Here is a 14566-nt window from a genome sequence, read left to right as displayed (position 1 = left end):
TGCCCGGCCGCGGCGGCGACCTGACCCGCCCCGGGCGAGCGTCGCCGGCCCTCACCCGCCCACATGCCGTCGAGCCCGCAGGGCCAGGCTGAGGGCCAGGACCGTCTGGGGGTCGTCCAGGTCCGTGCCGAGGAGTTCGGCGATGCGGGCCAGGCGGTTGTACAGGGTCTGGCGGTTGAGGTGCAGCTCGCGGGCCGTCTCCGCCTTGCGGCCCGCGTGCGCGAGGTACGTCTCCAGGGTGGGGAGCAGCGGCGGCTTCGCGCGCCGGTCGTGGTCCTGGAGCGGCCCGATCGCGCGCTCCACGAACGCCGCCAGGTCGGGGTGCTCGCGCAGCCGCCACAGCAGCAGCTCGGTGTCCAGGCGCCGCGCGTCGTACCACGGCCGGTCGACCAGCCCCTGCGCCGCGGTCGCCGTCTCCGCCGCGTGCCGCAGCCCCGCCGACGCCGCGGCCCAGCCGCCCGCCACCCCGACGACCACGACCGGCGGCCGCACCCCGGCACGCTGCACCCCGGCCCGCTCGTCGGCCTGCCTGAGCCCCGCCCGCAGCGCCTCGGCGACCCGGTCGGCGACCGCCGTACGCTCCGACTCGGACCGCAGCCCGAGCAGCACCGGAACCCGCCCCTCCACCGGCCGTACGCCGACGAGCACCGGCACGCCGACCGCCGCCAGCTCCTCCGCGACCGCCCGTGCGAGGACCGCCCAACTCCCGCTCGGCACCAGAGAGTCCGCGACCCGCATGACCACCGGGAGGAGCGGGCCCGAGCCGGGCCGGAACCCGAGCACACGGGCCTGCGCGGGCGCGTCGTCGGCGCTGATCCGACCCTCGGCCAGGTCCGACAGGAAGTCCCCGCGGCCGCGCGCCGCCAGCTCCTCCTCCTGCCGCGCCTGCATCAGCACCACGGCGAGCGAACCCGCCGCCCGCTCGACGGCCATCCGGTGCACCGGCTGCACGGGCCCCGACACCGCGAGCAGCGCGATCCGCGCCCGCACCCCGCCCGTACCGGAACGCGACCCGGGACCGCCGCCCGGAACGTCGATCAGCACCGACCCGGCGGGCGGCCCCTCGTCCCGGGACCGCGACCGGCCGCGCAGCCCCTCCCACACCTGCAGCGGATCGACCCCCGGCCCGTCCGCCTCGCCCGACCCGGCGGGCGGCCCGGCCGCGTACAGCAGCTGCCCGTCCGCCGTCTCCAGGAACACCGGGTTCCCGCAGAACTCGGCCAGTACGGACAGGACTTGGGGCACTCCGCCACCGGCGAGCAGCGCGTCGGTGCAGCGCCGGTGCACCTCGTCGGCCTCTTTGAGGAGGGCGTAGTGGCCGTTGACGATCTCCGTGTGGACCTCTTCGGTCACGGTCACGAACGGCACCTCGCGATGCAGCTGCACCAGCGGCAGCCCGGCCGTACGCGCCGTCTCCACGATCGCCGACGGCAGCCGCGAGAACCGCGGACCGAGCTCCACGACGAGCGCCGCGATGCCCCGCTCCGCGAGCTTGCGCACGAACGCCCGCTGGTCTGCGGGCCGCGCCCCGAGCCCGAGCCCGGTGGTGAGCAGCAGCTCGCCGCCCTTCAGGAGCGACGCGATGTTCGGCACCTCGCCGGCGTGCACCCAGCGCACGGTCCGCTGCAGCCGGTCGGCGCCGGCCACGACCTCGGGAAGCCCGCTGCGCAGCCCGGGCAGTTCGAGCGCGCGCTGCACGGTGATCCCGGCCTGAGGATTGTGCGTGTCCATCCGCGGGACGCTACCGCCTGCCCGCGCGCCGAGAACACCACTGCGCCCCCACACCTCACCGGCCCCAGCGGCCCAGGAGGCCCCGAAGCTGCTCCGACGGCAGGCACAGCAGCGACACCACCGGATTCGTGAGCACGAACCAGTGCACCGAGACCCGACCGCCCTCCTTGTCCAGCACCGGCGGGGCACCCGGCCGGTACACCACGCGCCGCAGGTACAGCTGCCGCAGGGGACGTGTGGCTGCCCGGATTCTCATACGGCCAGCATGACCACGGCCCCCCGGCCGAAACCGAGGGGCCGCGCACGCCGGGCAGCGGAGGATCAGCCTCCGTACGCCCCCGAAGCCGTCAGGCGCAACGCCGTGTCGATCAGGGGGACGTGGCTGAAGGCCTGGGGGAAGTTGCCGACCTGGCGTTGCAGGCGCGGGTCCCACTCCTCGGCGAGGAGGCCCAGGTCGTTGCGGAGCGAGAGCAGCTTCTCGAAGAGCTCGCGCGCCTCGTCGACCCGGCCGATCATCGCGAGGTCGTCCGCGAGCCAGAACGAGCAGGCCAGGAACGCGCCCTCGTCGCCCTCCAGGCCGTCCACGCCCGCGTCCTCGCCCTGCGTCGGGTAGCGAAGGACGAAGCCGTCCTCGGTGGACAGCTCCCGCTGGATCGCCTCGATCGTGCCGACGACCCGCTTGTCGTCCGGCGGCAGGAAGCCCATCTGCGGGATGAGCAGCAGCGACGCGTCCAGCTCCTGCGAGCCGTACGACTGCGTGAACGTGTTCCGCTCCGGGTCGTACCCCTTCTCGCACACGTCCCGGTGGATGTCGTCGCGCAGCTCGCGCCAGCGATCCAGCGGGCCGTCCACGTCGCCGGACTCGATCAGCTTGATCGTGCGGTCGACGGCGACCCACGCCATCACCTTGGAGTGCACGAAGTGCCGGCGCGGCCCGCGCACCTCCCAGATGCCCTCGTCCGGCTGGTCCCAGTGCGTCTCCAGGTACCGGATCAGCTTGACCTGCAGCACCGAGGCGTAGTCGCTGCGCGCCAGGCCCGTCATGTGGGCCAGGTGCAGGGCCTCGGTGACCTCGCCGTACACGTCGAGCTGCAGCTGGTGCGCGGCGCCGTTGCCGACGCGCACCGGCTGCGAGTTCTCGTACCCCGGCAGCCAGTCCAACTCGGCCTCGCCCAGCTCCCGTTCGCCCGCGATGCCGTACATGATCTGCAGGTTCTCCGGGTCGCCCGCGACCGCGCGGAGCAGCCACTCGCGCCAGGCGCGGGCCTCCTCGCGGTACCCGGTGCGCAGCAGCGACGACAGCGTGATGGCCGCGTCCCGCAGCCAGGTGAAGCGGTAGTCCCAGTTCCGCGAGCCGCCGATGTCCTCCGGCAGCGACGTGGTCGGCGCCGCCACGATCCCGCCGGTCGGCGCGTACGTCAGCGCCTTCAGCGTGATCAGCGAGCGCACCACCGCCTCCCGGTAGGGCCCGTGGTACGTGCAGTGCTCGACCCACTCGCGCCAGAAGTCCGCCGTCGCCTCGAGGGCGGCCTCCGGCTCGTGCAGCGGCGGCGGCCCCTTGTGCGAGGCCTCCCAGCTGATCGTGAACGCGACCCGGTCGCCGGGGGCGACGGTGAAGTCCGAGTACGTCGTCAGGTCCTCGCCGTGCGTCTCGGCGTCGGTGTCCAGCCATACGGAGTCGGGGCCCGCGACGGCCACCGTCCGCCCGTCGACCTTGTGCACCCACGGCACGATCCGGCCGTAGCTGAAGCGCATCCGCAGCGACGAGCGCATCGGCACGCGCCCCCGCACGCCTTCGACGATCCGCACCAGCTGGGGCGCGCCGTCGCGTGGCGGCATGAAGTCGATCACGCGGACCGTGCCGCGCGGGGTGTCCCACTCGGACTCCAGGATCAGGGAGTCCCCGCGGTACGTCCTGCGGTTGGCGCGCGGCGGCTCGGCGCCCTCGGCGTGCTGCGGCCCGAGCCGCCAGAAGCCGTGCTCCTCGGTGCCGAGCAGCCCGGCGAACACCGCGTGCGAGTCGAATCTCGGGAGGCACAGCCAGTCGACCGTGCCGTCTCTGCAGACCAGCGCCGCGGTCTGCATGTCTCCGATGAGTGCGTAGTCCTCGATGCGCCCGGCCACGTACATCTCCAGTCGAACGGCCACGTCCGCCCCGCGGGGCGCTTGCACTGCAGTCAAGGGTCGTTGACGAGCTTGGGGGGTTCCGGTCGGGCGGGGGTGGTGCCGTACTCCGGCCCGGCTCGGCAGCGAACGTCCGAGCAGGATACGACGCACCCTAGTGATCCGCGCGCCCGTCGGGGCAATGCGGCTGCGCCGAACGGGTGAGCGTCGGGTGACGGTCACATGGTCGTCCCGTAGCCCCGCACACGGAGGGTCCGGGGAGCTGCGCGGAGCGTGGCCGGAAGCAGCCTCCCCGTGTCGCTGATACCCTGGTAGCCCGTGGAGCGGTGGTTTCAAGAACCCCGAACCGCAGCGACGGCAACTCCCGGGAAACCCAACCTTCCGGACCCTGGTTGCCGGTACGCACCACCACCTCGCGACCACGGGAGCCCCCTCTTGGCCATGCCGCCCAAAGCCACGACGACCAAGCACATCTTCGTCACCGGGGGTGTCGCCAGCTCCCTCGGCAAGGGCCTGACCGCCTCCAGCCTGGGGCAGCTCCTCAAGGCGCGGGGTCTTCGGGTCACGATGCAGAAGCTCGACCCGTACCTCAACGTCGACCCCGGCACGATGAACCCGTTCCAGCACGGCGAGGTGTTCGTCACCAACGACGGCGCCGAGACCGACCTGGACATCGGCCACTACGAGCGCTTCCTCGACGTCGACCTCGACGGCTCGGCCAACGTCACCACCGGCCAGGTCTACTCGCAGGTCATCGCCAAGGAGCGGCGCGGCGAGTACCTCGGCGACACCGTGCAGGTCATCCCGCACATCACCAACGAGATCAAGTCCCGCATCCGCCGCATGGCGACGGACGAGGTCGACGTGGTGATCACCGAGGTCGGCGGCACGGTCGGCGACATCGAGTCGCTGCCGTTCCTGGAGACCGTCCGCCAGGTCCGCCACGAGGTCGGCCGGGACAACGTCTTCGTCGTGCACATCTCGCTGCTGCCGTACATCGGCCCGTCCGGCGAGCTGAAGACCAAGCCGACCCAGCACTCGGTGGCCGCCCTGCGCAACATCGGGATCCAGCCGGACGCGATCGTCCTGCGCGCCGACCGCGAGGTGCCCACCTCCATCAAACGCAAGATCTCGCTGATGTGCGACGTCGACGAGGCCGCGGTCGTCGCCGCCATCGACGCCAAGTCGATCTACGACATCCCGAAGGTGCTGCACACCGAGGGCCTGGACGCGTACGTCGTCCGCAAGCTCGACCTGCCGTTCCGCGACGTCAACTGGACCCAGTGGGACGACCTCCTCGACCGGGTGCACAACCCGAACCACGAGGTCACCGTCGCCCTGGTCGGCAAGTACATCGACCTGCCCGACGCGTACCTCTCGATCACCGAGGCCATGCGCGCCGGCGGCTTCGCCAACAAGGCCCGCGTCAAGGTCAAGTGGGTCACCTCGGACGACTGCAAGACCCCGGCCGGCGCGAAGAAGCAGCTCGGCGACGTCGACGCGATCCTGGTCCCCGGCGGCTTCGGCGACCGCGGTGTGAACGGCAAGATCGGCGCGATCCAGTACGCCCGCGAGAACAAGGTGCCGCTGCTCGGCATCTGCCTCGGCCTGCAGTGCATCGTCATCGAGGCGGCCCGCAACCTCGCCGACATCCCCGAGGCCAACTCCACGGAGTTCGACCCGGCCACGGCCCACCCGGTGATCTCCACCATGGCCGAGCAGCTCGACATCGTCGCGGGCGACGGCGACATGGGCGGCACGATGCGCCTCGGCATGTACCCGGCGAAGCTCGCCGAGAACTCCCTCGTGCGCGAGGCGTACGACGGCAAGGAGTACGTCGAGGAGCGCCACCGCCACCGCTACGAGGTCAACAACTCCTACCGCGCGGAGCTGGAGAAGAAGGCCGGCCTGGTCTTCTCCGGCACGTCCCCGGACAACAAGCTCGTCGAGTACGTCGAGTACCCGCGCGAGGTGCACCCGTACCTGGTCGCCACCCAGGCGCACCCGGAGCTCCGCTCCCGCCCGACCCGCCCGCACCCGCTCTTCGCCGGTCTGGTGAAGGCCGCGGTCGAGCGTCAGCAGGCCGCGAAGCAGGCCAAGGGCAAGGCCGCCAAGTAACGGAGATACGGTTGCCGGGGTGCGGGTCGTTCGCGGCCTGTACCCCGGTTTCTTCATGTGTGGGAGGACGTACGACATGACGCTCAAGGACACCGCCGACGAGTGGCGGATCACGGCCACCGCGACCCCGTTCACCGGCAACAAGACCAGTGTCCGCACGGACGACGTGGTGATGCCCGGGGGCAGCGTCGCGACCCGTGACTACCAGGTCCACCCCGGCTCGGTCGCCGTCCTCGCCCTCGACGACGAGGGCCGCGTCCTGGTCATCAAGCAGTACCGCCACCCGGTCCGCCACCGCCTCTGGGAGATCCCCGCCGGACTGCTCGACATCCCCGGCGAGAACCCCCTGCACGCCGCCCAGCGCGAGCTGTACGAGGAGGCGCACGTCAAGGCCGAGGACTGGCGGGTGCTCACCGACATCTACTCCTCGCCCGGCGGCTGCGACGAGGCGATCCGCGTGTTCCTCGCCCGTGACCTGTCGGAGGCGGACGGCGAGCGCTTCGAGGTCGACGAGGAGGAGGCCGACATGGAGCACGCCCGCGTCCCCCTCGACGAGCTGGTCCGCGGCGTCCTCGCCGGCGACCTGCACCACAACTGCCTTGTCGTGGGCGTGCTTTCGCTGGTCGCCGCCCAGAACGGCGACGGCCTCGACGCGCTCCGCCCGGCCGACGCGCCCTGGCCGGCCCGCCCCTTCGAGGCCTGAGCGGGCGGCCCGAGCCCTCGCCGGAACCCCGCGGAAGGGCCCGGGCCGACCGGCCCGTTCAAGATCGTCTCCGGTGTGACGATCTCCTGATCCGATCGGGCGACGTGTCCGCCGCGCTCCGCCCGATGCGCCGCAGAGCGTGAACTACGCTCGGAATTCCCCGTCCCGCGACCGCGGGCGGGCTCTGTGCGCAGCTGGACGGGAGCGTGGCCCGTGACGGATCAGGCGGTGGACACCCAGGTCTCCTCACCCCTGACGGAAACCGCAGCACCAGGCGCGGTGCGGGACCCGGAGGCACCCGAATTCGTCGGCAGACAGCGGGAGTTGAAGGAGCTGCGGGCGGACATCGCGCGCACCGGGCTCGACACCCTCTCCGGCCGCAAGCCCGCCCGCGCCCGCGTCCTCCTCATCGCCGGCCGCCCCGGCTCCGGCCGCACCGCACTCGCCGAGCGCCTCGCCGACGAGCTGGCCGGCGACTACCCCGACGGCGTGCTGCACGCCCGCCTCACCGAGCCCGACGGCCGCCCGGTCCCCACCGAGCGCACCGCCCGCGCACTCCTCGACGCCCTGTCCGTGCCGGTCACCCCCGGCGCCGACGAGGACGAGCTCACCGAGATCCTCCGCGAGGCCCTCGCCGTACGCCGAGTCCTGATGCTGCTCGACGGCGCCGCCGACGCGGAGCAGGTCGACCCGCTGCTGCCGGACGCCCCGCAGTGCCTGGTCGTCGCGACCTCGCAGGGCCCGCTCACCGGGATCTCCGACGTCCGGCCGTGCACACTCGGCGGCCTCGACACCAAGTCCGCCCTGGATCTGCTCACCGCCTACACCGGGTCCGTGCGCATCACCGTCGACCCGCGCGCCGCCGAGCACCTCGCCGAGCAGTGCGGCCACCAGCCCTCCGCCCTGGTCCTCGCGGGCGGCTGGCTCGCGGACCGGCCCAAGGCGTCCGTCGCCGAGCTGGCCAAGATGCTGCACAACCTCCCCGACGACGACAGCACCGAACAGGGCTCGCCGGGCAGCCTCGCCCGCGTCTTCCGCTTCGTGTACGACTCCCTGCCGGGCCCGGCCGCCCGGATACTGCGACTCCTCTGCCTCGCCCCCGCAGGCCTCGCCGACCCGCACACCGCGTCCGCGCTCGCCGGCTGCTCGGTCGGCGCCGCCGCCACCACCCTGCAGGACTTCGCCCGCCTCGGCCTCGTACGCCGGACCGGGGCCGAGCTCGCCCAAGGGCCGGAGTACGCCGTGCCCGGGTGTCTGCAGCCGATGCTGCGCGGGCTGACCGAGACGCAGGACCGGCCCGGCGAGGTGCAGCTCGCCCGCGCCCGGATGCTGGAGCGGACCGTGCGGCTGCTGCACTCCTGCCGGGCCGTGACCGAGCCCGAGGGGTCGGTGGCGCGGGGGCGCCTGGCCGGGCTGCCGCGCGCGCTGCGCTTCGACTCCCCGCAGGCCGCCGCCGACTGGCTGCGGCTGCGCCGGCCCGCGCTGCTGGCCTCGGCCCGGCTCGCGGTCGCCGACGGGAACCTGGACACCCTGGCCAGGCGGCTGATGGCGGCCCTGACCCGGGCGCTGGTCGCGCACTGCGGCCAGGACGCGGCCGCCGACCTGTACGGCATCCACCGCCTCGTCCTCGACGTCGCCGAGCGCCGCGATCTGCCCCGCGAGCAGGCCGCGGCCCTCCTGAACCTCGGCGACCTCGACGCGGGCACCGGCCGCACCCGCGAGGCCCTGGCCCACTACCGCGCCGCCCTGGACGCCGCGCGGGCCGCGAAGGACCCGTACGCCCTGGGGCGCGCGATGGAATCCGTAGGCGGCGCCTACCAGGAGCTGGGGGATCTGCAGCGGGCCGCCGACTGGTTCGGGCGGGCCCTGAGCGACCGCCTCGCGCGCGGCGAGCGCCTCGACGCGGCCCGCCTCTACGGCCGCATCGCGGGCACCCTCACGTACGCGGGCCGGTACGGCGACGCGCTGCGCAACTGGCGCTCGGCGGCGAGCGGTTACCGCAAGGCCGGTGAAATCCCCGCGTACGCAAGGGCGTTGAGCGAGATGGCGCGGGTGCAGGAGTACGCGGGGCGGCCCGAGGAGTCGCTGCGCACTTGCCAGGAGGCCGTGGAGTGGGCGCGCCGGGCCGAGGACGTACGGCTGCAGGCGGCGCTGCAGGTCAGGCTCGCGGACACCCTCGACCGGCTCGGCGACAGCGCCTCCGCCGGGCTGCACCGGGCGGCCGCCGAGCGCATGCTGGGAGAAGAGCTGGCCGCGTCCGGTTCTGCCACGGGACCGGACGGCGGGGCCGGCCCGGGCGCAGAAGGGAGCTCCGAAGACGGAGCCGGATGATCGCCTACGAAATCCGTAGTGCTCCTCCAGAAGATTGATGCTTTGAAAGGCTAGACAGCTCAAAATCCTTCATTAGACTGGCTCCGCCGCGTTCTTTCGCGGTGTCTCCCGTTGTGCCGCTGTGCATACGGGTATGTGTGTCATTGCCTGAAACATCCCCTGAGCCAAGGACCGTGATCGACGATGAAGGTCGGCATCCCCCGCGAGGTCAAGAACAACGAGTTCCGGGTGGCGATCACGCCCGCCGGTGTGCACGAGCTGGTGCGTAACGGCCACCAGGTCTTCGTCGAGAAGGACGCCGGTCTCGGCTCCTCCATCGCCAACGAGGAGTACGTCGGCGCGGGCGCCACGATCCTCGACACCGCCGACGAGGTGTGGGCCACCGCCGACCTGCTGCTGAAGGTCAAGGAGCCGATCGCCGAGGAGTACCACCGCCTCCGCAAGGACCAGACGCTCTTCACCTACCTGCACCTGGCCGCTTCCAAGGAGTGCACGGACGCCCTCCTGGAGTCCGGCACCACCGCCATCGCCTACGAGACCGTCGAGACCGCGAACCGCGCCCTGCCGCTGCTCGCCCCGATGTCCGAGGTCGCGGGCCGCCTGGCCCCGCAGGTCGGCGCGTACCACCTGATGGCCTTCAACGGCGGCCGCGGCGTGCTGCCCGGCGGCGTGCCCGGCACCCAGGCCGGCAAGGCCGTCGTCATCGGCGGCGGCGTCTCCGGCTGGAACGCCACGCAGATCGCCGTCGGTATGGGCTTCCACGTGACCCTGCTCGACAAGGACATCAACAAGCTCCGCGAGGCCGACAAGATCTTCGGCACCAAGGTGCAGACGATCGTCTCCAACGCCTACGAGCTGGAGAAGGCCGTCGTCGAGGCCGACCTCGTCATCGGCGCCGTGCTCATCCCGGGCGCCAAGGCCCCGAAGCTGGTCACCAACGAGCTCGTCGCCAAGATGAAGCCGGGAAGTGTTCTTGTCGACATCGCGATCGACCAGGGCGGCTGCTTCGAGGACTCGCGTCCGACCACGCACGCCGAGCCGACCTTCAAGGTCCACAACTCGGTCTTCTACTGCGTCGCCAACATGCCCGGCGCCGTCCCGAACACCTCGACGTACGCGCTGACCAACGCGACGCTGCCGTACATCGTGGAGCTCGCCAACCGCGGCTGGGTCGAGGCGCTGCGCCGTGACCCCGCGCTCGCGCTCGGCCTCAACACCCATGACGGCAAGGTGGTTTACGGTTCCGTGGCCGAGGCGCACGGCCTGGAGCACGTCGAACTGAGCACGCTGCTCGGCTAGTCGACAAAGCCCCCGTCAACGCGCGACGTCAACTTCGCGCCCGCGGCCGGACCTTGCCCGCCAAGGTCCGGCCGTATGTGTATCGGGTCACTTTGTGAGGCTCGGTCAACTCGCCTCGAACGTAACCCTTTAACCGTTTCGCACACCGGCGAAACACCCCTGGAGACCCCCGCGCACCCTTGACACGAGGGTGTTCGGATGCCGACACATCGGGCCGGGTCCGGCGGATTGTGTTGCTGCGGAGCGGTGACACGCCATAGAGTCGCCAACCGTCGGCATGGTGCCACGCTGACCTATCTAGAAGTTTCCTGGTCACCAAGGAGGTAAGACGACTTGTGAATGAGTCGACATTTACTCCCGGGGGTGGTCAGCCAGGAACGCCGGCGCAGGGTTCGGGTTCCACTGGGCACGAGGCCGTCGGCTCCGTCGCCGTCCGTACCCACGCCGACCACCAGAACCCCCAGCGCGCGCACGCGACGCAGCGTCCGCAGCCGACGCTTTCAGCCCACCAGAGCATGGATGGCCATCAAGTGAACGCCATGGCCGGCGACCCGAGTGGCGAGAACCCCACGCACTTCGCCGACTACGACGAACTGCCCGAGGGGCACTTCTACGACCCCGACGCCGAGTACGAGCCCGACCCCGAGTACGCGGCCACTCTCGCCCCCGACGCTGCCCGCCAGCGCCGCGAGCGGATCGGCCCGACGGGACGCCCGCTGCCGTACTTCCCGATCCCGGGCCCGCTGACCGATCACGGTCCCGCGAAGATCATCGCGATGTGCAACCAGAAGGGCGGCGTGGGCAAGACCACGTCGACCATCAACCTGGGCGCCGCGCTCGCCGAGTACGGACGACGGGTGCTGCTCGTCGACTTCGACCCGCAGGGCGCCCTCTCGGTCGGCCTCGGGGTGAACCCGATGGAGCTCGACCTCACCGTCTACAACCTGCTCATGGAGCGGGGCATGGCGGCGGACGAGGTGCTCCTGAAGACCGCGGTCCCGAACATGGACCTGCTGCCCAGCAACATCGACTTGTCGGCTGCGGAAGTGCAGTTGGTGAGCGAGGTCGCGCGCGAGTCCACGCTGCAGCGTGCGCTCAAGCCGCTGATGAACGACTACGACTACATCGTGATCGACTGCCAGCCCTCGCTCGGCCTGCTCACGGTGAACGCGCTCACCGCCGCGCACAAGGTGATCGTCCCGCTGGAGTGCGAGTTCTTCGCGCTGCGCGGTGTCGCCCTGCTCACCGAGACCATCGAGAAGGTGCAGGAACGTCTCAACCCCGACCTGGAGTTGGACGGCATCCTCGCCACGATGTACGACTCGCGCACGGTGCACAGCCGTGAGGTGCTCGCCCGGGTCGTCGAGGCCTTCGACAATCACGTGTACCACACGGTCATCGGGCGCACGGTCCGCTTCCCGGAGACCACGGTCGCCGGTGAGCCGATCACGACGTACGCCTCCAACTCCGTTGGTGCGGCCGCCTATCGCCAGCTCGCCAGGGAGGTGCTCGCCCGGTGTCACGCCGAGTGAGTCTGCCCGGAGCCGACGAACTGTTCCGTACCACCGGGGGGATGGCGCTGCAGGCGTCCTCGCCCAAGAGCGGCCGCCGGCAGACCAACGGCGAGGCCCGGGTGCCCGCACCGGCGGGCGAGAGCGACCCCGCGGCGGCGGCGTCCGACGAGGACGCCAAGGCCGAGGCGGGCAAGGCAGCCTCGGGGGAGAGCGCGGAGAGCGCCGAACACGCCACCGCCGAGGCCGAGTCGGGCGAGCCCCGCAGCCGCGGCGGCGAGGCGGAGAAGACGCAGGAGCGCACCGGGCGGCGGCAGTCGTCCGCGGCGGGCGCGGCCGGCTCCGCCGCGGGCCAGACCGGCCGGCGCCGCGGCCGTGCGGCGGCCCGCCGGCCCAGTGGCCGGGAACGGCACGACGAGAAGATCACCGTGTACGTCTCCGCCGAGGAGCTGATGGACCTCGAGCACGCGCGCCTCGTGCTGCGCGGTGAGCACGGGCTCGCGGTCGACCGCGGCCGGATCGTGCGCGAGGCCGTCGCCGTCGTCCTCGCCGACCTGGAGTCCCGCGGCGAGGCGAGCATCCTCGTACGGCGCCTGCGCGGACGCTGACGCGCCGGGTCCCCGGGTGCGGGCGCGGGGACGATAACCTGCCCGTTCGTACGCGTTCGTACGTACCCCCCGCTCCCTGGACCGCGATGCCGACGACCGACGACTCCTCCGCAACCCCCGCAGCCCCGGCCCGCCCCGGCCGCCGCCGCACGCTGGGCCGGGGGCCGGGGGCGGCGGGCGAGCGCCAGGCCCTGATCGAGTCGGAGGCCGAGCGCCTGCCCGGCGGCGAGTCCGCGACGGGGGCCGGGGCTGGGGCCGAGGCCGGGCGTACGGCCGAATCCGTGTCCGACACCGCTCCTGCGACCGCTCCCACGACCGATCCCGCGGTCGAGTTCGTCGGCGGGACGGACCGCCGGGGGGCGTCCGGAGCCGAGCGGGGTTTCGAGGCAGGGACGGGTGCCGAGGCCGGCACCCTGATCGAGTCCGAGGCCGAGCGGCCGGCCGGGACCGACTCCGTTGCCCCTGCCGCGACCGGGACCGGGCCCACGACCCCCTCCGCTGCCGCAGCCGAGCCCGAGACGGTGCACGGAGGCGAGCCGGGCGGCGTGGCCGAGCCCGAGCCTTCGACCAAGCCCTCGACCGAGCCCGAGGGCGAGTCCGACTCCGCGACCGCCCCCGGCGCCCCCGGCGCCGCCGGTGACGGTGAAGTGGCCGTCGACGACGGGCGGTTCAAGGTGCGGCTCGACAACTTCGAGGGGCCGTTCGACCTTCTGCTGCAGTTGATCTCCAAGCACAAGCTGGACGTCACCGAGGTCGCGCTCTCCAAGGTGACCGACGAGTTCATGGCGCACATCCGTGCCATGGGGCCCGACTGGGACCTCGACCAGACCACCGAGTTCCTCGTCGTCGCCGCGACGCTCCTCGACCTGAAGGCCGCACGCCTGCTGCCCGCCGCCGAGGTCGAGGACGAGGCGGACCTCGCGCTGCTCGAGGCGCGGGACCTGCTGTTCGCGCGGCTGCTGCAGTACCGCGCGTACAAACAGATCGCGGACATCTTCAACGCCCGGCTCGACGACGAGGCCCGCCGCTGTCCGCGTACCGTCGGACTCGAACCGCAGCACGCCGAGTTGCTGCCCGAAGTGGTCATCAGCATCGGCGCCGAGGGGTTCGCCAAGCTCGCCGTGAAGGCGATGCAGCCCAAGCCGAAGCCGCAGGTGTACGTCGACCACATCCACGCGCCGCTCGTGTCCGTGCGCGAGCAGGCCGAGGTCGTCGTGGCGCGGCTGCGGGAGGTGGGGGAGGCCAGCTTCCGGGTGCTGGTCGACGACGCGCCGGACACCCTGACCGTCGTCGCCCGGTTCCTGGCGCTGCTCGAGCTGTACCGGGAGAAGGCCGTGGCGATGGTCCAGGACGAGGCGCTCGGCGAGCTGACCGTGCGCTGGACCGGCGGCGAAGGGGCCGGGCCGCAGGTCACCGACGAGTTCGACCGGCCGCCCGAGGCCCCCGAAGAGCCGGAGAGCAAGCGAGTGGAGGACGGCGCATGAGCGGCGAGCGGAGTGGTACGGAGGCGCCCGCCGGGCTGCTCGAGGTCGCCGAGCTCGACCTCAAGCCCGCCCTTGAGGCCGTCCTGATGGTCGTCGACGAGCCGGCCACCGAGGAGCACCTGGCCAAGGTGCTGCAGCGGCGGCCGCGGGAGGTGGCGCTCGCCCTGCGCGAGCTCGCCGACGAGTACACGGCCCAGGGCCGCGGTTTCGAGCTGCGGCTCGTCGCGGGCGGCTGGCGGTTCTACACCCGGCCCGCGTACGCCGCGGCCGTCGAGGGCTTCGTCCTGGACGGCCAGCAGGCCCGGCTCACCCAGGCGGCCCTGGAGACGCTGGCCGTCGTCGCGTACCGCCAGCCGGTCAGCCGCTCCCGGGTCTCCGCCGTACGCGGCGTGAACTGTGACGGGGTCATGCGGACGCTGCTGCAGCGGGGCCTCGTGGAGGAGGCGGGCGCGGAACCCGAAACAGGTGCGATCCTGTACAGGACGACGAACTACTTCCTGGAGCGGATGGGCCTGCGCGGCCTGGACGAGCTGCCGGAGCTGGCGCCCTTCCTCCCCGAGGCGGACGCGATCGAGCCGGACACCCTGGAAGGCGTGCCGTCGTTCGACCCCGACGCAGCCGATGCGCCGGGACACGCAGCAGACGACTAGACGGAAT

The 14566-nt window shown here is 72.3% G+C and carries 11 protein-coding genes; 8 read left to right on the top strand and 3 right to left on the bottom strand.

The window, feature by feature from the left end:
* Positions 1 to 51 precede the first annotated feature (51 nt).
* The 3 genes from ACIDOF_RS07555 to ACIDOF_RS07545 all read right to left on the bottom strand — a co-directional run bounded on the left by ACIDOF_RS07555 (position 52) and on the right by ACIDOF_RS07545 (position 3855).
* Positions 52 to 1731 carry a PucR family transcriptional regulator gene (locus tag ACIDOF_RS07555; RefSeq protein ID WP_409004920.1) on the bottom strand — a complete coding sequence of 560 codons (1680 nt, stop codon included), beginning with the start codon at positions 1729 to 1731 and terminating at the stop codon, positions 52 to 54.
* 55 nt (positions 1732 to 1786) lie between these two features.
* Positions 1787 to 1987 carry a hypothetical protein gene (locus tag ACIDOF_RS07550; RefSeq protein WP_409004919.1) on the bottom strand — a complete coding sequence of 67 codons (201 nt, stop codon included), beginning with the start codon at positions 1985 to 1987 and terminating at the stop codon, positions 1787 to 1789.
* A 65-nt stretch (positions 1988 to 2052) separates the two neighbouring features.
* Positions 2053 to 3855 carry a glycoside hydrolase family 15 protein gene (locus ACIDOF_RS07545; RefSeq protein WP_409004939.1) on the bottom strand — a complete coding sequence of 601 codons (1803 nt, stop codon included), beginning with the start codon at positions 3853 to 3855 and terminating at the stop codon, positions 2053 to 2055.
* Positions 3856 to 4296: 441 nt separating this feature from the next.
* On the opposite strand from ACIDOF_RS07545, the gene ACIDOF_RS07540 reads away from it, so the two are divergent.
* The 8 genes from ACIDOF_RS07540 (at position 4297) to scpB (ending at position 14559) form a co-directional block, all read left to right on the top strand.
* Complete coding sequence (locus ACIDOF_RS07540; protein WP_409004918.1) at positions 4297 to 5973, top strand: CTP synthase; 1677 nt, start codon at positions 4297 to 4299, stop codon at positions 5971 to 5973.
* Between the two features lie 76 nt (positions 5974 to 6049).
* Complete coding sequence (locus ACIDOF_RS07535) at positions 6050 to 6676, top strand: NUDIX domain-containing protein (RefSeq protein ID WP_409004917.1); 627 nt, start codon at positions 6050 to 6052, stop codon at positions 6674 to 6676.
* 213 nt (positions 6677 to 6889) lie between these two features.
* Positions 6890 to 9007 (top strand): tetratricopeptide repeat protein, encoded by a 2118-nt coding sequence (locus ACIDOF_RS07530; protein ID WP_409004916.1) that lies wholly within the window; start codon positions 6890 to 6892, stop codon positions 9005 to 9007.
* 183 nt (positions 9008 to 9190) lie between these two features.
* Positions 9191 to 10306 (top strand): alanine dehydrogenase, encoded by a 1116-nt coding sequence (gene ald / locus ACIDOF_RS07525; protein WP_409004915.1) that lies wholly within the window; start codon positions 9191 to 9193, stop codon positions 10304 to 10306.
* A 335-nt stretch (positions 10307 to 10641) separates the two neighbouring features.
* Positions 10642 to 11838 carry a ParA family protein gene (locus tag ACIDOF_RS07520; RefSeq protein ID WP_409004914.1) on the top strand — a complete coding sequence of 399 codons (1197 nt, stop codon included), beginning with the start codon at positions 10642 to 10644 and terminating at the stop codon, positions 11836 to 11838.
* Positions 11823 to 12425, top strand: coding sequence for a hypothetical protein (locus ACIDOF_RS07515; RefSeq protein WP_409004913.1), 603 nt, complete (start codon positions 11823 to 11825; stop codon positions 12423 to 12425). Before ACIDOF_RS07520 ends, ACIDOF_RS07515 begins: the two co-directional genes overlap by 16 nt.
* 215 nt (positions 12426 to 12640) lie before the next feature.
* Complete coding sequence (locus ACIDOF_RS07510) at positions 12641 to 13909, top strand: segregation/condensation protein A (RefSeq protein WP_409004938.1); 1269 nt, start codon at positions 12641 to 12643, stop codon at positions 13907 to 13909.
* A complete protein-coding gene (gene scpB, locus ACIDOF_RS07505; RefSeq protein ID WP_409004912.1) occupies positions 13906 to 14559 on the top strand; it encodes an SMC-Scp complex subunit ScpB in 654 nt (217 codons plus the stop codon). The genes ACIDOF_RS07510 and scpB overlap by 4 nt, the downstream gene beginning before the upstream one ends.
* Positions 14560 to 14566 lie beyond the last annotated feature (7 nt).

This window comes from Streptomyces sp. Da 82-17 (genome assembly GCF_046098215.1).
Lineage (GTDB): Bacteria > Actinomycetota > Actinomycetes > Streptomycetales > Streptomycetaceae > Streptomyces.
Note: the sequence above shows the minus strand (reverse complement) of the source record. Positions and strands in the feature narration are given on the sequence as shown.